Annotated in this window: 17 protein-coding genes; 13 read left to right on the forward strand and 4 right to left on the reverse strand. The window is 67.5% G+C overall.

The window, feature by feature from the left end:
• Position 1: 1 nt before the first annotated feature.
• Positions 2 to 1,465, reverse strand: a complete 1,464-nt coding sequence (locus OSH07_RS23040) for an aldehyde dehydrogenase family protein (RefSeq protein WP_266341058.1) — start codon at positions 1,463 to 1,465, stop codon at positions 2 to 4.
• A 643-nt stretch (positions 1,466 to 2,108) separates the two neighbouring features.
• On the opposite strand from OSH07_RS23040, the gene OSH07_RS23045 reads away from it, so the two are divergent.
• The 6 genes from OSH07_RS23045 (at position 2,109) to OSH07_RS23070 (ending at position 8,797) form a co-directional block, all read left to right on the forward strand.
• The gene (locus OSH07_RS23045; RefSeq protein ID WP_266341059.1) at positions 2,109 to 3,203 is read left to right on the forward strand and encodes a sugar ABC transporter substrate-binding protein; all 1,095 of its coding nucleotides are present in this window, start codon (positions 2,109 to 2,111) and stop codon (positions 3,201 to 3,203) included.
• Between the two features lie 153 nt (positions 3,204 to 3,356).
• Complete coding sequence (locus tag OSH07_RS23050) at positions 3,357 to 4,349, forward strand: ABC transporter permease (RefSeq protein ID WP_266341060.1); 993 nt, start codon at positions 3,357 to 3,359, stop codon at positions 4,347 to 4,349.
• Positions 4,346 to 5,899 (forward strand): sugar ABC transporter ATP-binding protein, encoded by a 1,554-nt coding sequence (locus tag OSH07_RS23055; RefSeq protein WP_266341061.1) that lies wholly within the window; start codon positions 4,346 to 4,348, stop codon positions 5,897 to 5,899. The genes OSH07_RS23050 and OSH07_RS23055 overlap by 4 nt, the downstream gene beginning before the upstream one ends.
• A gap of 2 nt (positions 5,900 to 5,901) precedes the next feature.
• Complete coding sequence (locus tag OSH07_RS23060; protein ID WP_266341107.1) at positions 5,902 to 6,861, forward strand: ABC transporter permease; 960 nt, start codon at positions 5,902 to 5,904, stop codon at positions 6,859 to 6,861.
• A 41-nt stretch (positions 6,862 to 6,902) separates the two neighbouring features.
• Complete coding sequence (locus OSH07_RS23065) at positions 6,903 to 7,694, forward strand: SDR family NAD(P)-dependent oxidoreductase (RefSeq protein WP_266341062.1); 792 nt, start codon at positions 6,903 to 6,905, stop codon at positions 7,692 to 7,694.
• Between the two features lie 89 nt (positions 7,695 to 7,783).
• Complete coding sequence (locus tag OSH07_RS23070; protein ID WP_266341063.1) at positions 7,784 to 8,797, forward strand: LacI family DNA-binding transcriptional regulator; 1,014 nt, start codon at positions 7,784 to 7,786, stop codon at positions 8,795 to 8,797.
• A gap of 211 nt (positions 8,798 to 9,008) precedes the next feature.
• Here OSH07_RS23070 and OSH07_RS23075 read toward each other — a convergent pair whose 3' ends face one another.
• A complete protein-coding gene (locus OSH07_RS23075; RefSeq protein WP_266341064.1) occupies positions 9,009 to 10,634 on the reverse strand; it encodes a GMC family oxidoreductase in 1,626 nt (541 codons plus the stop codon).
• A 360-nt stretch (positions 10,635 to 10,994) separates the two neighbouring features.
• On the opposite strand from OSH07_RS23075, the gene cyoA reads away from it, so the two are divergent.
• The 4 genes from cyoA to cyoD are packed head-to-tail and all read left to right on the forward strand — an operon-like array spanning position 10,995 to position 15,070.
• Positions 10,995 to 11,981: a ubiquinol oxidase subunit II gene (cyoA, locus tag OSH07_RS23080; RefSeq protein ID WP_266341065.1), complete on the forward strand. Its 987-nt coding sequence runs from the start codon at positions 10,995 to 10,997 to the stop codon at positions 11,979 to 11,981.
• 1 nt (position 11,982) lies between these two features.
• Complete coding sequence (gene cyoB / locus OSH07_RS23085) at positions 11,983 to 13,986, forward strand: cytochrome o ubiquinol oxidase subunit I (protein ID WP_266341066.1); 2,004 nt, start codon at positions 11,983 to 11,985, stop codon at positions 13,984 to 13,986.
• Positions 13,983 to 14,687 carry a cytochrome (ubi)quinol oxidase subunit III gene (locus OSH07_RS23090; RefSeq protein ID WP_266341067.1) on the forward strand — a complete coding sequence of 235 codons (705 nt, stop codon included), beginning with the start codon at positions 13,983 to 13,985 and terminating at the stop codon, positions 14,685 to 14,687. Before cyoB ends, OSH07_RS23090 begins: the two co-directional genes overlap by 4 nt.
• A complete protein-coding gene (cyoD, locus tag OSH07_RS23095; RefSeq protein ID WP_266341068.1) occupies positions 14,684 to 15,070 on the forward strand; it encodes a cytochrome o ubiquinol oxidase subunit IV in 387 nt (128 codons plus the stop codon). The genes OSH07_RS23090 and cyoD overlap by 4 nt, the downstream gene beginning before the upstream one ends.
• A gap of 34 nt (positions 15,071 to 15,104) precedes the next feature.
• Here cyoD and OSH07_RS23100 read toward each other — a convergent pair whose 3' ends face one another.
• Positions 15,105 to 15,779 (reverse strand): HAD-IA family hydrolase, encoded by a 675-nt coding sequence (locus OSH07_RS23100; RefSeq protein ID WP_266341069.1) that lies wholly within the window; start codon positions 15,777 to 15,779, stop codon positions 15,105 to 15,107.
• A gap of 328 nt (positions 15,780 to 16,107) precedes the next feature.
• On the opposite strand from OSH07_RS23100, the gene OSH07_RS23105 reads away from it, so the two are divergent.
• From OSH07_RS23105 to OSH07_RS23115, 3 genes are all read left to right on the forward strand, one after another.
• Complete coding sequence (locus tag OSH07_RS23105; protein WP_266341070.1) at positions 16,108 to 16,623, forward strand: hypothetical protein; 516 nt, start codon at positions 16,108 to 16,110, stop codon at positions 16,621 to 16,623.
• Positions 16,620 to 17,855 carry an HlyD family secretion protein gene (locus OSH07_RS23110; protein ID WP_266341071.1) on the forward strand — a complete coding sequence of 412 codons (1,236 nt, stop codon included), beginning with the start codon at positions 16,620 to 16,622 and terminating at the stop codon, positions 17,853 to 17,855. Before OSH07_RS23105 ends, OSH07_RS23110 begins: the two co-directional genes overlap by 4 nt.
• Before the next feature lie 116 nt (positions 17,856 to 17,971).
• A complete protein-coding gene (locus OSH07_RS23115) occupies positions 17,972 to 18,529 on the forward strand; it encodes a DsbA family protein (protein WP_266341072.1) in 558 nt (185 codons plus the stop codon).
• A 56-nt stretch (positions 18,530 to 18,585) separates the two neighbouring features.
• Here the strand turns inward: OSH07_RS23115 and OSH07_RS23120 are convergent, their stop codons facing one another.
• Positions 18,586 to 19,323, reverse strand: a complete 738-nt coding sequence (locus OSH07_RS23120) for an SDR family oxidoreductase (protein ID WP_266341073.1) — start codon at positions 19,321 to 19,323, stop codon at positions 18,586 to 18,588.
• Between the last annotated feature and the right edge of the window lie 25 nt (positions 19,324 to 19,348).

A 19,348-nucleotide genomic window follows, 5' to 3' on the forward strand; every position in this document is an offset into this window, starting at 1 on the left:
CCTATCGCCCCTCGGGCTCGTCATGGCGGATGCGGACGTGCTTGAAGTTGAAATATTCGAGCATGCCCTCGCGGCCGTGCTCATAGCCGACGCCGCTCTGCTTGCGGCCGCCATAGGGCGCGTTCATCACGCCGGCATCGACATTGTTGACGGCGACATTGCCATAGTCGAGCCGGGTGGTCAGGTAGCGCACCTCGTCCATGCCCTTGGCGTAGACATAGGAGGCAAGCCCGTAGGGCGTGTCGTTGGCGCGGGCGATCGCCTCGTCGAGGCCGTCATAGGGGGCGACGCCGAGCAGCGGCCCGAACGTCTCCTCGCTCATCACCTTCATGTCGTGCGTGCAGTCGGCGACCACGGTCGGGCGGAAGAAGTGGCCGCGCGCGAATTCATCGCCTTCCGGCGCCGCGCCGCCGGTCACCAGCCGCGCGCCCCTGGCGAGCGCATCGGCGAGATGGTCCTTCGTCTTGGCGAGTGGCTCGGCCGAGGCCATGGCGCCGAGATCGGCGTCCGGCCTGTCGAGGCCGTTGCCGATGGTCAGCTTCTCCGCCGCCACCCTTACCTTGGCGAGGAACGCCTCGTAGATCGGGCGGGCGACATAGACGCGGTTAATCGCGATGCAGATCTGGCCCATGTTGCGGAACGAACGCCGCACCGCGCCCTTCACCGCCGCGTCGAGATCGGCGGATTCGGTCACGATCATCGGGCAATTGCCGCCGAGTTCCAGCGACATGCGCTTGACGGTTGTGGCCGACTGCTGGATCCGCAGGCCGACGCCGCTCGATCCGGTGAAGGCGATCTTGTCGACGCCGGGATGTTCGACCAGCGCCTGGCCGACGACCGAACCCGGCCCGGTGACGACATTGACGACGCCGGCCGGGATCTTGGCTTCCTCGACCTTCTCTGCGATCGCCAGCGCCGTGAACGGCGTCAGATCGGCCGGCTTGATGACGATGGTGCAGCCGGCGGCGAGCGACGCGCACAGCTTCCAGCCGACCAGCTCTGCCGGATAGTTCCACGGCGTGATCGCGCCGACGACGCCGATCGGCTCGCGGAGGACGAGGCTGTGGTGATCGGTGGTGTCTCCCGGCACGATCTCGCCATGCACGCGCACCGCCTCCTCGGCATAGAAATGACAGGCCTCGGCCAGCTTCAGGATTTCGCCGCGCGCCTCGTTGAGCGGCTTGCCCTGCTCCATCGTCATGATCCGCGCCATGCGGTCGGCATCGGCGGCGATCACATCACCCAGCCGGTGCAGCGCGGCGGAGCGCGCCTTGGCCGGCAAATCGGCCCAGCCGCGGAACGCGGCCCGCGCCGCCGCGACGGCCTTATTGATCTCGTCCGCGGTCGACGCGGCGATCTCGCCGATGACCTCGCCGGTCGCCGGATTCGTCACGGCGATGCGCGCACCGGCGCCTGCATTCCAGCGACCGCCGATGAACAGCTTTCCACTCAATTCCGAGATCATTGCATCCGTCCCTGCGGCCCGGCGAACGGCCCGCCCAAGCCAAAACCCGTCGCGACAAAGCTCCATCGGAGCCGAACATTCGGTCAGAATATAGCATTACTACGCAAGCACAAGGCCACTGGCCGAGCGAGTTGTGGAAGCGGTGAGACGCCCTGGGTCTGATCAGCCAAATCTTTGCATTGCATCGGTTTTTCAGCATGTTCGGCGAGGAGGTCCCGCCCCCTGCACCAACGGTTCCCGGGCGGTTTCGGGCCGCTTCGGAACCAATCGCTAGCCAGATTTATAGTTTTACTACGAAGACACGCCGGGAAGCCGGTTCTCTATCGCCGTGGCACGATGTCGGGGCTGCCATCCCTGAAGGAGGCGCCGCGTCGCAACCGCCGCCGCCTCCCGGGGGCGCGCGGCGCTCGCCGGCCGATTGACAGTCCCGGCATCGCGTGCATAGCTATGCAAGGCCACAAAACATAACGGGTCGTTGCGGAAAGTCCGAGAGACAGCCGCCGGGTTTTGGAGCCGGAGGACAGGCGCGCCAACGCCTATTCGCCGGCGGGCGGAATCATCAAGACGAGGGAAGACGGACAGCCGGAGACGACAAAAACGGAGCCCCGGCGGCCAGGGCGCTCCATCAAGGGAGGAGTGGTTCATGGTCCATAAGCTCATCTCCGGCGCGCCAGGCATCAAGCGGCGCGACATCCTCAAGGGCGCAGGCCTGATCGGCATGGCGGGCGTGTTCCCGGCCATCCTCACGCGGCCGGCCTTCGCTGCCGACAAGCCGACCGTCGTCAACTCGATCCGGTCGCTTTCGAACCCCTATCATGCGACCTGGAACAAGGGCGGCGCCGCCTTCGCCAAGTCGGTCGGGGCCGACTACGTCACCCTCGTTACCGAGGGCAACAGCGAGAAGGGCATCGCCGACATCAAGGCGATCCTGGCCAAGACGGGCGGCAACGCCGTGATCAATGTCGACCCGAACGACAGCCCGGACGCCCGCCCGATCGTCGAGGCGGCCAAGGCCGCCGGCGCCTATGTCGTGACGCAGTGGAACAAGCCGGCCGACCTGCATCCCTGGGATTTCGATCCCAACTATGTCGCCCACATCTCGTTCAGCGGCGTGCCCTACGGCAAGGCGATGGCCGAGACGCTGATCAAGCAGATGGGTGGCAAGGGCGGCATCGTCGCTCTCGGCGGCATCGAATCGAACATCCCTGCGATCGAGCGCAAGAAGGGCCTGATGGAGGCGCTCGCCGCCAATCCGGACATCAAGCTGCTCGACTACCAGGTCGCCAACTGGTCGGCGACCGAGGCGCTCGAGAAGACCAATGCCTGGCTCACCCAGTTCGGCGACCAGATCGGCGGCATCTGGGCGGCGAATGACGACATGGCGCTCGCCGCCGTCGAGGCGCTGCGCGCCGATGGCCGCGCCGGCAAGGTGCCGGTGACCGGCATCGACGGCATCCAGCTCGCCGTCGAGGCGATCCAGAAGGGCGAACTCGCCGGAACCGTCGCCTGGGACCCCTACTGGCAGGGCGGCATGGGCCTGGCCATCGGCTACGCCGCCAAGACCGGCGTCTTCGACCCGGCCAAGGAGCCGAAGGACCATCGCGAGTTCTACGGCAAGGGCGTCATCATCACCGCCGACAACGCCAAGGCCTATTACGACGAGAACATCGCCTCCGAGCCCAAGATGGACTGGTCCGATATCTGGGGCCGGGTGACGGGCCAGATCGCCTACGACTGACCTCCCGGGGCGGGCGCGCCGCCTGACGACCTCCGCGCGCCCATCGCCGGCTCCTGCGTAACGGAGCCGGCGACCTGGCGCGGCGTCCTCCGCGAACCCCGGCGTTCGCGGCGCCCGCGCTCCCGCTTGATTTCGCATGAGGCGTTGCTGCCGATGACCATCGATGCTTCCATCTCCGCCAGCCAGCCCGCGCCGCGCCGCCGCTGGCGCATCGCCGCCTGGGCGCCGCTGATCGTGCTGGTGCTGCTCTGCGGCCTGATCACCGCGATCAATCCCAATTTCATGACCTTCGGCAACATGGTCCGCATCAGCCAGGCGGCGATGATCCCGCTGGTGCTCGGCCTCGGCGCCACCTTCATCATCCTGATGGGCTCGATCGACCTGTCGGTCGAGGGCGGACTGACGCTCTCCGCCGTCATCCTGTCGATGCTGGTGCTGAACGGCGCCAACGCGAACGCCTTCGGCGTTTTCGGCATCCTCATCGTGCTTCTCGTCGGCGCCGGCGTCGGCTTCGCCAACGGCGTCATCCATGTCCGCCTGAAGATCCCCTCCTTCATGGTGACGCTGGGAATGTGGTTCGTCGGCGTCGGCGCCGCCAACGCGCTGCTCGGCGGCATGGCGATCCGCATCAACGACCCGATGATCCGCAGCCTCGCCATCGAGCGCTTCCTCGGCTTTCCCTGGGGCGTCTGGCTGGCGCTGTTCTGCCTGCTGGTCGCGCTGGTGATCCAGAACCACACCCGCCTCGGCCGCTACATCTACGCGCTCGGCGGCGGCGAGGACCTGGCGGCGCTTTCCGGCATCCCGGTCGGCCGCGTCCGCATCCTGACCTTCACGCTCGCCGGCGTGTTCTACGCCGTCGGCGGCGTGCTGGCGGCGGCCCAGCTCGGCCTCGGCAACGCCCAGATCGGCAATGGCCGCCTGTTCACCACCGTCACCGCCGTCGTCGTCGGCGGTACGGCCCTCTCCGGCGGCCAGGGCAGCGTGTTGCAGACGCTGGTCGGCGTGCTGATCGTTGTCGTGCTGTCGAACGGCATGGTGCTCATGGGCGTGCCGCCCAGCGTGCAGATCGGCGTGCAGGGCCTGATGATCATCGCGGCGGTCGCGCTTTCGATCGACCGCAAGCGCATGCGGATCGTCAAATGAGCGCGCCGATCATCCGCCCCGCCCCGCCCGGCTCCGACACGCCGCCGGCGCTTGCCCTCCACCATGTCGACAAGCGCTTTCCCGGCGTCCATGCGCTGAAGGACGTCTCGATCGAGATCCGTCCGGGCGAGGTCGTCGGCCTGGTCGGCGAGAACGGCGCCGGCAAGTCGACGCTGATGAAGATCCTCAGCGGCGTCTACCAGCCGGATTCGGGCGAGATCCGCCTGAATGGCCAGAAGACCCGCTTCGTCAGCGCCTCGGACGCCATGCGCCAGGGCATCGGCATGGTGTTCCAGGAGCAGTCCCTGCTCACCAACCTGACCGTCGGCGAGAACATCTATCTCGGCAACGAGGCGCAGTTCACCCGCTTCGGCATCGTCGACTGGCGCGCGCTCTACGCCGCCGCTTCGCGCCAGCTCGCCAAGGTGCAGATCGACGCCGACCCGCGCACGCGGGCGGAGGATCTCGATTTCGCGGCGCGGCAGATGGTCGAGCTCGCCAAGGCGCTGACGCTGGAGGAGAACGCGCCCGGCCATCTCGTCATCCTGCTCGACGAGCCGACCTCGGTGCTGGAGCGGGCCGAGATCGACATCCTGTTCGCCCGCGTCCGCGCGCTGCGGGCCCGCGCTTCGTTCATCTTCGTCTCGCACCGGCTCGACGAGGTGCTGGAGCTCTCCGACCGCATCTATGTGATGAAGGACGGCGCCGTCGTCGCCGAACTCGCGGCCGCGGAGGCCGACGTCACGCAGTTGCACCACTGGATGGTGGGCCGCAGCCTGCAGGCCGAATATTATCGCGAGCCGCTGCAGAAGCCCTATCGCGACGAAATCGTGCTGGAGCTCGACAGGCTCGGCCACCAGGGCGCCTATCGCGATGTCAGCTTCAAGCTGCATGCCGGCGAGATCCTCGGCATCGCCGGCGTCATCGGCTCCGGCCGCGAGGAACTGACCCGTACCCTCGCCGGCTTCGCGCCGCACGACGCCGGCCGGCTGCTCGCCGCCGGCCGCGAGGTGAAGCTGCGCACGCCGGCCGAGGCCGTCGATATCGGCATCGGCTACATCCCGCGCGAGCGCCGGGTCGAGGGGCTGGTGCTGTTCCTGCCCGTCGCCGCCAACATCACGCTCGGCGACCTCGGCACGCTGACGAAGAACGGCCTGATCGACACGCGCGAGGAAAAGCGGCTGGCGCAGGAGTGGGTGCAGAAGCTGAGGATCCGCACGCCCGGCATCCACACGCTCTGCCTCAACCTCTCCGGCGGCAACCAGCAGAAGGTCGTACTGGCGAAGTGGCTGAACGCCAGAGCGCGCATCCTCATCCTCGACCACCCGACGCGCGGCCTCGACGTCGGCGCCAAGGAGGAGGTTTACGAATTGATCCGGGCCGTTACCGCCGAAGGCGTCGCCGTCATCCTGACCTCGGACACTTTGGAGGAGACGATCGGATTGAGCCACACGGTGCTGGTGATGCGCGACGGCGCCATCACCCACCGTGTCGGCGCCGAACCCGGCCACAAGCCGCAGCAGGTCGATCTCATCGGACACATGGTTTGACGATGAACAGCATCCTCGACACCTTCCGCTCCGACGGGCTGAGGCAATGGCTGCCGCTCGCCACGCTCGTCATCCTCGTCATCCTGGTCGGCGCCTTCCAGCCAGCCTTCCTCGATCCGAGCACGCTGCTGCAGCTCGCCAGCGACACGGCGGTGCTGTTCATCCTGGCGACCGGCGTCACCTTCGTCATCATGCTCGGCGGCATCGACCTGTCGATCCAGTCGATGGCGTCGCTTTCGAGCGTCGTCGTGGCGCTGACGCTCGCCCGCTTCGGCTATGGCGCCTTCGCCCTCGCCTTCGGTCTCGGCATCCTGGCGGGGCTGCTCTCCGGCATCGCCCATGTGAAGCTGCGCATTCCCTCCTTCATCGCCACGCTCGCCATGGGCGGCGTGCTCTACAGCGCGGCGCTCGTCATCTCGAAGGAGCGTTCGATCACGCTCGGCGAAAGCGAGCGCGGCTATCTCGGCTGGATCACCGGCACGCTGTTCGGCGTGCCGAACGTCGTCGTCATCGGCCTCGTCGTCCTCGTCATCGCGCATGTCCTGCAGAGCCGCACCCGCTTCGGCCGCTACAGCGCGGCGATCGGCGCCGGCGAACCAGCCGCCTATGCCTCGGGCGTCAAGGTCGACCGCCAGAAGGTGATCGCCTTCGTGCTGTCGGGCGCCTGCGCGGCCCTGGCCGGCATCGTCCTCGTCGGCCGCCTCGCCAGCGGCTCACCGACGCTGGCGAGCGAACTGCTGCTGCCTTCGATCGCCGCCGTCGTCGTCGGCGGCACGGCGATCACCGGCGGCGTCGGCAGCATCTGGCGCACGCTCGTCGGCGCTCTGATCATTTCGGTCGTGCGGATCGGCATGACGTTCCTCGGCGTCAACATCTTTGCCCAGAACATCGTCTTCGGCGTCGTGCTGGTGGCGGCCGTCGCCATCACCATCGACCGGTCGAAGATCCCGATCGTCAAATAGGTTCCACCCGCATCCATCGGCCAACAAAAAGGAGCAAAAGCATGGATCTCGGACTGCGCGACAAGGTCGCCGTTATCACCGGCGGCAGCATCGGCATCGGCCTGGCGGTCGCCAAGGGGTTTGCCGCGGAAGGCGCGCATGTCGTCATCGCGGCGCGGGACGCGGGCCGCCTCGCCGCCGCGCGCGACGAGATCCTCGGCGCGCACCCGGTCCAGGTCCTCGCGGTCGATTGCGACGTCGCCACGGCGGTCGGCTGCGACCGCCTGCTGGCGGCTACCGAGGAAGCCTTCGGCGGCGCCGACATCCTGGTCAACAATGCCGGCACCGGCAGCAACGAGACCATCATGGATGCGCCGGACGACAAGTGGCAGTTCTACTGGGACCTGCATGTGATGGCGGCGATCCGCCTGGCGCGCGGGCTGGTGCCCTCGATGAAGCGGCGCGGCGGCGGCGTCATCCTGAACAACGCCTCGATCTGCGCCACCCAGCCGCTCTGGTACGAGCCGATCTACAACGTCACCAAGGCGGCGCTGATCATGGCCTCGAAGACGATGTCGACCGAGTTCATCAAGGACAACGTCCGCGTCAACGCCGTCAATCCGGGCTTCGTGCTGACGCCGGACTGGATCAAGACGGCGACGCAACTGACCGCCGACAAGGGCGGCGACTGGAAGGGCTATCTCGACGGCCTGGCGCGCGAGAACGCGCCGATCGGCCGTTTCGCCTCGCCGGAGGAGGTCGCCGACTTCTTCGTCTTCCTCTGCTCCGACCGGGCGAGCTATTCGGTCGGCTCCACCTATTTCGTCGATGGCGGCATGCTGAAGACGATCTGAATTCATCGATACGGAAACCCGGTTTCCGTTGAACGACGCGCTGACGGGCGCTACGCAGGTGCCCGTCATTTCCGACTGTGGTTGCAACCATGAAATCGCCGAGAAAGTACCCGTCGTCGACGGATGTGGCGCGCCTTGCCGGCGTCTCGCAATCGGCGGTCTCGCGTGCCTTCAACAAGGGCACCAGCGTCTCGGAAGAGACCAGCCGCAAGGTGTTCGAGGCGGCGAAGCAGCTCGGCTACAGCCCGAACTTCCTGCCGCGCATGCTGCGCAAGCATCGCTCCGACCTCGTCGCCATCGTCATCAGCGACAGCGCGAACTCCTTCTACGCGGTCGCGGTCGACGCCTTCTCGAAGGCGCTGCAGGAGACCGGCCACCAGGTGCTGCTGTTCAGCGTCGGCGGCGGCAACGCGCTCGACGGCGTCCTGCCGCGCCTCGCCAGCTATCGCGTCGACGCCATCGTCAGCGCGCTGCCCGTCGTCACGCGGGAGGCGGCGGAGGCCTTCGCGCGCATCCGCATCCCGACGGTTTCCTTCAACACGCCGGCGCGGAACCAGTGGGTCTCCTCGGTCTGCTCCGACAATGCCGGCGGCGGCGCGCTGGTCGCCGATCTCTTCGTCCTGCGCGGCGCCCGTTCGTTCGGATTCATCGGCGGCATGCGCGGCGACTATGCGAGCGACGAACGCCTGCGCGGCTTTCGCGAGCGCCTCGCGACGCACGGCTTCGACGAGGTGCAGACCGCGCGCGGTGACTATGCCTATGAGGGCGGCTTCGCCGCCACCCAGGCGATGACCGGGCAGCGCTTGGTGCCGGACGCGCTGTTCTGCGCCAACGACATGATGGCCTTCGGCGCGCTCGACGCGCTGCGGCGGGCGGGATGGCGCGTGCCGGACGACGTGCTGGTCGCCGGCTATGACGACGTGCCGGCCGCCACTTGGGGCTCGTTCGATCTGACGACCGTGGTGCACGACCACCAGGCCATGGTCGCCGCCGCGATCGCCATCCTGCATGATCGCATGACCGACAGCGGCACCGACCCCGCCGACGGCGTCACCACCACGGTGCCGGTCCGCCTCGCCGAGCGGGCGACGACGCGGCGCTGACGGAGGCGCGCCCTCCTCGGCGTGTTCCCCGGCCCTGTCTCGCTGTCCTCCGTCGTCATCCCTGCGGAAGCAGGGATCCTCGCAGCCGCGCCATCGGCAGCCTAGCGCGACCGACAACCCGGCCGCATGGATCCCGGCTCGGGGGCCGGGATGACGGCGAGCTAGGCACGCGGGGGTAGCCCCGAACTCAGGCGTTGCGCCGCCCCCCGCCCTACGCCCCCACCGCCTCGCCCGGCGCGGCCTGCCTTGCGCCGGTGCGGTTGCCCCGGATCAGGTCGGACGCCTTCTCGCCGATCATCACCGTCGGCGCGTTGGTGTTGGAGGAGACGAGGCGCGGCATGATCGAGCTGTCGCAGACGCGCAGCCCCTCGATGCCGCGCACGCGCAGTTGCGGATCGACGACGGCGTCCTCGCCGTGCCCCATCCGGCAGGTGCCAACCGGGTGATAGGCGGTGCGCGCCGCCGATCGGGCGAAGGCCTGGTATTCGGCGAGGCTGCGCACGCCCTTGCCGGGAATATGCTCGGCCGCGATGAACGGCCGGAACGCCTCCTGCGCCATGATCTCCTGGCTGATCTTCACGCCGTCGACGGCGCGGTCGAGGTCGTAGGGATCGGCGAAGGCGTTGGTGTCGATGCGCGGCGCGGCGGCCGGGTCGGCCGAGCGCAGCGTCACCGAACCGCGCGAGCGCGGCCGCAGGTGGTAGGAATTCAGCGTGCAGCCATTGCCGCCCGGCACCGAGCCGACGCCCTTCTCGACGCCGGCGCCGGGCAGGAAATGGAACTGCAGGTCCGGCGTCTTCTCCGCCTTGTCGCCCCACCAGAACGCGCCGCCCTCGACGATGTTCGACGCCACCGGTCCCTTGCCGAGCACGAGATATTCGAGCCCCGCCATCAGCTTCCAGTGCGGCTTCTTGTACTTGTCGAAGCTGTGCGGCCCGTTCAGCTGGTAGACGATGTCGATATTGGTGTGGTCCTGCAGGTTCTGCCCGACGCCCGGCAGGTCGTGCACGACCGCGATGCCATGCCCGGCGAGATGCGCCGCCGGACCGATGCCGGAGAGCATCAAGAGCTTGGGCGAGCCGATCGCGCCGGAGGCGACGATCACCTCGCGCTCGGCGCGCAGGATCTCGCTGCGGCCGTCGGTGGCGATCTCGACGCCGACGGCGCGGCCCGCCTCGACCACGATCCGCCGCACCAGCACGTCGGTGCGCACGGCGAGGTTGGGCCGGCCGAGCGCCGGCTTCAGATAGCCGACCGCCGTGCTGCAGCGCCGGCCGTTTCGCGTCGTCGTCTGGTAGAAGCCGGTGCCGGCCTGGTGATCGCCGTTGAAATCCGGATTGAACGGCAGGCCCGCTTCCTGTGCCGCCTGCACGAAGACGCGGGTCAGCGGATGCGGATGGCCGCTGCTGGCGCCGAGCGGGCCGCCATGGCCATGGAAGGGACCGGCGAAGGTGTCGTTGTCCTCGGAGCGGCGGAACAGCGGCAGCACCTCGCGGAACGACCAGCCGTCGCAGCCCTCCTCCTCGGCCCAGGCGTCATAATCCTCCGGACAGCCCCGGGTGAAGACCTGCGCGTTGATCGAGCTGCCGCCGCCGAGCACACGCCCCTGCGGATAGGGGATGGTGCGGCCGTCGATGGCGCGGCCGGGTTCCGTCTCGTAGCCCCAGGAAAGCGGACCGGCGGAAATCTTGAAGAAGCCGACGGGCATATGGATGTAGCGGTCGGTATCGCGCGGACCGGCCTCGATGAGCAGCACCGAGACATCGGCATCCTCGCTCAACCGGGCGGCCATGACGCAGCCGGCGGAGCCGCCGCCGACGATGATGTAGTCCGGCATTCCGTTCCTCCGATCGGTTCCGGCGGCCTTCCGCTCCGGCCTGCGCCGAAGCGTCCGCCCGAGATCCCGATTGTCGCCGCCTCGCCCGGCGCGCCGGCAGTCTCCCCCCGCCGCCGCGCCCGACGCTGCGAAGCGTAGAGCGTTTTCGAGCCGGGTGGGAAGCGCCTCGCGCCAAGAAAACGCGGCGGACCCAAGCGATGCGCCCTGCGACACGCGGCGCATCTCCCTTGCCGGTCGAAGGCCGCCCCCTATGTGGCCTCATGCCAGCGCCCCGTCAGCGCCGAGCCAGATGCCGTTTGTCTGCCTTCCGGACCGATCCCACGCACGCAACAGCACGGGAGCGCTTGAATGACGGAGTGGATGCGACGCCGAAACGCCGGCCTCAGATGGGTTGCCCTGGCGGGTGTCGCGTTGACCCTGAGCGGCTGCATCGGCGTGTTGAACCCGAAGGGGCCGGTCGGCCATGCCGAGAAGCTGATCCTGGTCAATTCGGTGGCGATCATGCTGACGATCGTCATCCCGACCATCCTCGTCACGCTGGGCGTAGCCTGGTGGTTCCGCGCCTCCAACACGCGGGCGAAATACCAGCCGGAGTTCGTCTATTCCGGCCAGGTCGAGCTGATCGTCTGGGCCATTCCAATCCTCGTCATCGTGCTGCTCGGCGGCATCGCCTGGATCGGCTCGCATGACCTCGACCCGCCGAAGCCGCTGGTCGCCGACGTCAAGCCGCTCGAGGTGCAGGTCGTCTCGCTCGACTGGAAATGGCTGTTCATCTACCCCGAGCAGAACATCGCCACGATCAACCAGCTGGTCATCCCGGCCGCGACGCCGGTGCACTTCGAGCTGACCTCGTCCTCGGTGATGAACGCGTTCTTCGTGCCGCAGCTCGGCGGCATGATCTACACGATGAACGGCATGCGGACGAACCTGAACCTGCTGGCGAATGAGCCCGGCGAGTTCCACGGCCTGTCGTCCAACTATAGCGGCAACGGCTTTTCCGGCATGAACTTCACTGTCCGCGCCATCCCGGCGGCGGATTTCGCGAGCTGGACGCAGACGGCGCAGCAATCGACCGAGGTGCTCGACGACGCGGCCTATATCGCGCTGTCGCATCCGACCCAGAACGTGCCGCCGACGATCTACAAGCTCGGTTCGCCGGAGCTTTTCCGGTCGATCCTGACGCAGAAGCTCCCCCCGGGCCCCGGACCCGCCACCGGTCCGATGCACGCCGCGCCCGCCGGCGCCGAAGCGCCAAAAGTCGAAATGCCCGCCACGCCGGGAATGCCGGATGCCGAAGCGCCGCACTCCATGATGCCGGCGTCCCTATCGTCGAAGCAGGAGGGATAGGATGCTCGGCAAGCTCACCTGGGCCGCGATCCCCTTCGACCAGCCGATCCCGCTGCTCGCCTCCGCCCTGGTGATCGTGGTGGCGTTCGCCGTGCTCGTCTGGGTCGTGGCCAAGGGCCATGTGCCCTATCTCTGGCGCGAATGGATCACCTCCGTCGATCACAAGCGGATCGGCGTCATGTACACGCTGATGGCGATGGTGATGCTGCTGCGCGGCTTCGTCGACGCGCTGATGATGCGGACGCAGCAGGCCGTGGCGTTCCAGTCGCAGGGCTACCTGCCGCCCGAGCACTACAACCAAATCTTCTCCGCCCACGGCACGATCATGATCTTTTTCGTGGCTATGCCGTTCGTCATCGGGCTGATGAACGTCGTCATCCCGCTGCAGCTCGGCGTGCGCGACGTCGCCTTCCCGACGCTGAACTCCGTCAGCTTCTGGCTCGCCGCCTCGGGCATGCTGCTGATCAACGTCTCGCTCGTCGTCGGCGAATTCTCGCAAGCCGGCTGGCTCGCCTATCCGCCGCTGTCGGAGCTGCACTATTCGCCCGGCGTCGGCGTCGACTACTACATCTGGGCGCTGCAGATATCCGGCGCCGGCACGCTGATGACCGGCATAAACCTGGTCACGACCATCCTGAAGATGCGCGCGCCCGGCATGAGCTATCTGCGCATGCCGATGTTCTGCTGGACCTCGCTCGCCTCCAACCTGCTGATCGTCGCCGCCTTTCCCGTGCTGACCGCCACGCTCGCGATGCTGGCGCTCGACCGCTACCTCGGCTTCCACTTCTTCACCAATGAAGCCGGCGGCAACATGATGATGTATGTAAACCTGATCTGGATCTGGGGCCATCCGGAAGTCTACATCCTCGTCCTGCCGGTCTTCGGCATCTTCTCGGAAGTGATCTCGACCTTCTCCAGCAAGCCTTTGTTCGGCTACCGCTCGATGGTGCTGGCGACGATGTCGATCTGCGTCCTCTCCTTCCTCGTCTGGCTGCATCACTTCTTCACCATGGGCGCCGGCGCCAACGTCAACGCAGTGTTCGGCATCGCCACGATGATCATCGCCGTGCCGACCGGGGTGAAGGTGTTCAACTGGCTCTTCACCATGTATGGCGGCCGCGTCCGCTTCACCTCGCCGGTGCTGTGGACGGTCGGCTTCATGGTGACCTTCGTCATCGGCGGCATGACCGGTGTGCTGATGGCGGTGCCGCCGGCCGATTTCCTCGTCCACAACAGCCTGTTCCTCGTCGCCCACTTCCACAACGTGATCATCGGCGGCGTGCTGTTCGGCGCCTTCGCCGGCTATACCTACTGGTTCCCCAAGGCCTTCGGCTTCACCCTCGACGAGAAGCTCGGCAAGCTCGCCTTCTGGCTCTGGATCGTCGGCTTCTACCTCGCCTTCATGCCGCTCTATGTCGTCGGCCTGCTCGGCATGACACGGCGCATGCAGCATTACGACGTGCCGGAATGGCGGCCCTGGCTGCTGCTCGCCGCCGTCGGCGCGCTGTTCATCCTCGCCGGCATCGTCGCCCAGGCGGCGCAGCTCTTTGTCAGCATCCGCGATCGCAACCGGCTGCGCGACGTGTTCGGCGATCCGTGGGACGGCCGCTCGCTGGAATGGGCCACCACCTCGCCGCCGCCAGCCTTCAATTTCGCCGTGCTGCCGAATGTCGAGGACGAGGAGCCCTATTGGGGCATCAAGCAGCGGGCGCTGGCCGAACAGCGCCTGGTGCAGGAGCCGGATTACGAGGCGATCGAGATGCCGCGCAACTCGCCGACCGGCGTCGTCACCGCCTTCTTCACGACGATCATGGGCTTCGCGCTGATCTGGCACATCTGGTGGATGGTGCTGCTCGGCCTGGTCGGCGCCTTCGCCACTTTCGTCGTCTTCGCCTGGCGCGATGTCGACGAATACGAGATCCCGGCCGAGGAAGTGGCACGCCTCGACCGCGAGCGGCGGCGCCAGCGCGAGGAAGCGCTCGCAACCCTGAGGCAACCGGCATGAGCGACGTCGCGGTCAGCCCCGGCACGGACCCCTACCGGGTCGGACATCACCCCCACGCTCCCGGCCACGGCCATGGTCACGGCCATGGTCACGGCCACCCTGGCGACGACGCCACCGGGCATGGCGAGGGCGGCCCGGCCTCGAAACGCGTCGTCGTCGCCTATGGCTTCTGGATCTTCCTGCTCAGCGACATCGTCATGTTCTCGGCCTTCTTCGCGACCTACGCGGTACTGGTCGACGCGACGGCCGGCGGCCCGACGGGACGCGAGCTGTTCGGGCTGACGCGCGTGGCGATCGAGACGGCGGCGCTGCTGACCTCGAGCTTCGCCTGCGGCCTCGCCATGATCGCCAGCCAGGTCCGCAACCATCTCTGGACCCAGATCGGCCTGCTCGCCACCGGCCTGCTCGGCTTCGTCTTCCTCGTCCTCGAGGTGCAGGAATTCGCGCTGATGATCGCCGAGGGCGCCGGTCCGGCGCGCAGCGCCTTCCTCTCCGCCTTCTTCGCCCTCGTCGGGCTGCATGGCCTGCATGTCTTCTCGGGCCTGCTCTGGCTCGGCACGATGATGGCGCAGGTGGCGGTCAAGGGCTTCCATCCCCGCATCCTGCGCCGGCTGATGTGCTTCAGCCTGTTCTGGCACGCCCTCGACATCATCTGGGTCGCGCTGTTCACAGTGGTCTACCTGATCGGAACGACGTCATGACCGCACATCCCGACCAGCACGACGTCGCCCCCGGCGAGGAACAGATCTCGGAAACGATCGCGAGCGGCGTGCGCGGCTATCTCGTCGGCTTTATCCTCGCCGTGCTCCTGACCGCCATCTCCTTCTACGTCGCCAAATCCGACCTGCTCTGGGGACCCGGCATCGCCATGGGCCTCGTCGTGCTGGCGATCGCCCAGATGGGCGTCCACCTCGTCTTCTTCCTGCACATCACGACCTCGCCGGACAGCACCAACAACGTGCTGGCGCTGGCCTTCGGCGTGCTGATCGTCTTCCTGGTGCTGGCCGGTTCGCTCTGGATCATGGCGAACCTCAACCACAACCTGATGCCGGCCCAGATGATGGAGCAGATGCAGAACATGTGAGGGCCGCGCCGGAGCGGCCGCGCACCCGCGGACCCTAGCCGGCCTCGCGCTCCAGGATCAGCCGACCTTCGGTGTCGGTCGCGACCCGCAGGCCGTCATAGCTGCCAACGCCCGGATGAACCGTCGCCGCCGGCGCCGTATGCGTCGCCTGGATGACCAGCACGCTGGCCCCGGCCCGCTCGCCCGCCTCGATGCCGGCCGGCGCGTCCTCGAACACCAGGCAATCCGACGCCGCGACGCCGAGCCGGCTGGCGGCGAGCAGGTAGCAATCCGGTTCGGGCTTGCCGATCGTCACGTCGTCTGCCGTCACGAACACGGCCGGCGGCGTCAGCCCGGCCGCCTCCAGCCGGCGGAGGGCGAGCAGGCGCGGCGCCGAGGTGACGACGGCCCAGCGATCCGGCGGCAGCGCCGAGAGGAAGCCCGCCGCGCCGCCTATCTCGCGCACGCCGTCGACGTCGTCGATCTCGGCCTGCAGGATCGCCTCGGCTTCCGCCTCGACATCGATCCCGGGCAGACCAAGCTGGCGCACCGTGTCGATGGCGCGCTTGCCATGCAGCGTTGGCAGGAAGGCCTCGACGTCGAGCCCCTGCCGGCGCGCCCAGTCCGACCAGACGCGCTCGGCCGCCTCGATCGAGGTCAGCAACGTCCCGTCCATGTCGAACAGGAACGCGGCAAAGGATCGTCCGCCGAACAGCGCATCAGTCGTCATCGAAACCCTCATGATGAAATACGGCGGCGCGGCCGAGCGCGGCGCCGGGACCCGTCGCAGCGACCCTTAACCGCGCCGCGCGCCGCTGTCAGCCCCACAAGCGGAAATTGCGCTCGCCCGAGGCAGCGCGCCCGCCCCCGGCCCCGAAGGGACCTCCCGGCGACGTTACGGAAGTTTCGATAGCGGTCTCTCTTGAGAGCGCCGCGAAATTGGATAAGGATTGGCTTTCGGACGGCCCCGAACCTGCGGCCCGGCAACCGCCGGCCATATTTCGGTGCGCTGCGCAAGGGTCACATCGTCCGATCGAGATTCGGACTGGGAGGCATGCATGTCTTCGTTCCCGACTCACCCGGCCGCACCGCATATCCTGCCGATATTCATCACCGAGCCCGGCCAGCCGGACTATTTCCTGATCGGCTGCGCGATCTTCCTGGTCGTGCTGCTGTTCGCCCTCGGCACCCTCTATTTCCGGCTGCACGCGCTGCCGGAGCACATCGCGCATGGCAATGCCGGGAAGCTCCAGTTCGAGGTGGTGGCGGTGCTGGCCCTGCTCGGGCTGTTTACCCACAACACGACGTTCTGGGTGGCAGCCCTGCTGCTGGCGCTGATTCCGATCCCGGACCTGTACACGCCATTCGCCGGCATGGCGAATTCGCTCTCCCACATCGCCGGCTGGCGCCGCAGGAATGCCCCGCCCGACGCGCCGCCGCCTCCCGCCGCCGGCGCGGTCGCGGCCAGTCCGGCGCCGGAACCGCCGCCCCCGGCCAGAGAACCGGAAGCCCCCGCGGCAGCGGCGATCGAAACGGACGGGAACGCAGGTCCGGACAAGGGACGCGAAACATGATCGAGCTGCTTCTCTGCTCGCTGGTCACGATCCTTCCCGACTATCTCTTTCGCCGCTTCGTCCAGGGCAAGCGGCTCGGCCGGGAGATCACACTCTATTCGATCTGGTTCGAGCTTCGATACGGCATCACGGCCTGCGTCTTCCTGACCATCGCCCTGTTCACGATGATCCTCTACTTCCACCCCTCGGCGACCAACGCCATCTCGTTCTATCGGACGGTCCCGATCCTGCCCGAAGGATCGGGCCGGGTGGAAAAGGTGCTGGTCTCGGTCCAGGACACCGTCAAGGCAGGCGAGCCGATCTTCCTGCTCGACAGCACCAAGCAGACGGCGGCGCTGGAGACGGCGCAACGCCGGCTCGCCGAGGTCGACGCGGCGATCACGCTGGCCAAATCCCAGCTGGTGGTCCAGGACGCGCAGATCCAGGAAGCGCAGAGCGCCTATCAGCAGGCCCTCGACGAACTGGAGACGAAGACGACACTGCTGTCGCGCGGCTCTCCCTCGGTGGCGCCCCGCGAAGTGGAGCGGCTGCAGAACATCGCCAATGGTCGCCAGGCCGCGGTGGCCGCGGCGGTCGCCAGCAAGCAGACGACCGAGACGCAGATCGCCTCGGTCCTGCCGGCGCAGCAGGAGAGCGCCAGGGCCCAGGCCGCCGAAGCCCAGGTCGATCTCGACAAGACGACAGTCCGGGCCGGCGTCGACGGCCGGCTGGAGCAGTTCACCCTTCGCAAGGGCGACATCGTCAACCCGCTGATGCGCCCCGCCGGCGTCCTCATCCCGTCGGAGGCCGGCCAATGGGGGCTGATCGCCGGCTTCAACCAGCTGGAGGCCCAGGTCATCCGCCGCGGCATGCTGGCGGAAGCCTCCTGCGTCACCAATCCGCTGAAGATCATTCCGATGGTGGTGTCGAACGTCCAGGGCCTGATCGCCTCGGGCCAGATCCGGGCATCCGACCAGTTGATCGACGTCCAGCAGGTCGCGCAGCCGGGGACGATCACCGCCTATCTCGAACCCCTTTACGAGAGCGGCTTCGAGGGCATTCCGCCGGGCAGCACCTGCCTCGTCAACGCCTATACCGACAATCACGACCGGCTGGCCGAGAAGGACGTCGGCACGTTCGAATCGATCGCGCTGCATGTCGTCGACACGGTCGGCGTGGTCCACGCCATCGTGCTGCGGATCCAGGCCCTGGTGCTGCCCTTCAAAACGCTGGTGTTCTCCGGCGGCCATTGAGGCGCGCCCCCCTTCGTCCGGTGGCGAACGTCCTCCGTCGCCGCCGATTGACCGCACCCTGCCCGGGCGGATAACCAAGGCTGCATGACTTTATCTCGAGCAGGGAAAGACGTCGCATGACTGGCAATACTTGGCAGGCGGATCCGCTGACCTGGGGCACGGGCCCGCGCGTGCTGGAGGTCTTCCTCGAGCCGACCTGTCCCTATTCGATGCGGGCCTTCGGCAAGCTCGACGCGCTGCTGGAGCAGGCCGGCGCCGACCGCATCACCATCAAGATCCGCCTGCAGTCGCAGCCCTGGCACCTCTATTCCGGCGTGATCACCCGCGCCATCGTCGCGGCGTCGACGCTTGCGGGCGGCAAGGAGACGGCGAAGAAGGTCATGGCCGCCGTCGGCGCGCATCGCGAGGAGTTCGAGTTCGACCATCATTGCGGCGGCCCGAACCTCGACACAACGCCGAACCAGATCCTGGAGCGGATGGAAGCCTATAGCGGCGTGCCCCTCAAGGCTGCCTTCGCCATTCCCGACCTCGACCGCGAGGTGAAGTGGCACTGCAAATATGGCCGCCAGAACGGCATTCACGTCTCGCCGACCTTCCTGATCGACGGGCTGGTGCAGGCGGACATGAGCAGCGGAGACGAGGTCTCCGCCTGGGTGCGCAAGCTGGTCGGCTGAGTCGTTCGGACAGGTTCGGGCGAGACGGAACCTCGCCCGAACCTGCACTGGTGGTGCTAGTAGACCTGCGCCGTCGGGCGGAACAGGATCTCGTTGATGTCGACGTCGTCGGGCTGGCTCATCGCGAACAGGACCGCCCGACCGAAAGAATCGGCGGGGATCGCCAGCTCGTAGGTCTTGTCCATCCCCGCCTTCACCTGTGGATCAGTGATGGTATGGGTCAGCTCGGTCGCCACCGCGCCGGGCGAGATGATCGTCGTGCGGATGTTGTAGGGCTTCACTTCCTGGCGTAGCCCCTCCGAAATCACCCGCACGGCATGCTTGGTGGCGGAATAGACGGCGCCGCCCGGCCCGACCTTGTGGCCGGCGACCGACGCCACGTTGATGACGTGGCCGCTCTTCTGCGCCTGCATGTAGGGCAGCGCCGCCGCGATGCCGTAGAGCACGCCCTTGATGTTGACGTCGATCATCCGGTCCCATTCGTCGATCTTCAGCCGCTCCAGCAGCGAGCTCGGCATCAGGCCGGCGTTGTTGATGATGACGTCGATCCGGCCATGCACCGCCACCGCATGATCGACCAGGCGCTTGACCTGATCGCGGTCGGTGACGTCGGTTTCCAATGCGGCCTTCTCACCGATGCCAAGTTCGCCGGCGAGCGCCCGCATCCGGTCGACACGGCGCGCGCCGAGCATGAGCTTGGCGCCATGGCTGGCAAGCTGGCGGGCAGCGGCCTCGCCGAGGCCGCTGCTGGCGCCGGTGATCACGACGACCTTGTTGGCGATGTTCTGGGTCATGGCGTTCCTCTTGGGCGAAAGAGCG

Origin of the sequence: Kaistia nematophila (assembly GCF_026343855.1) — a bacterium.
In the GTDB taxonomy this organism is placed as follows: domain Bacteria; phylum Pseudomonadota; class Alphaproteobacteria; order Rhizobiales; family Kaistiaceae; genus Kaistia; species Kaistia nematophila.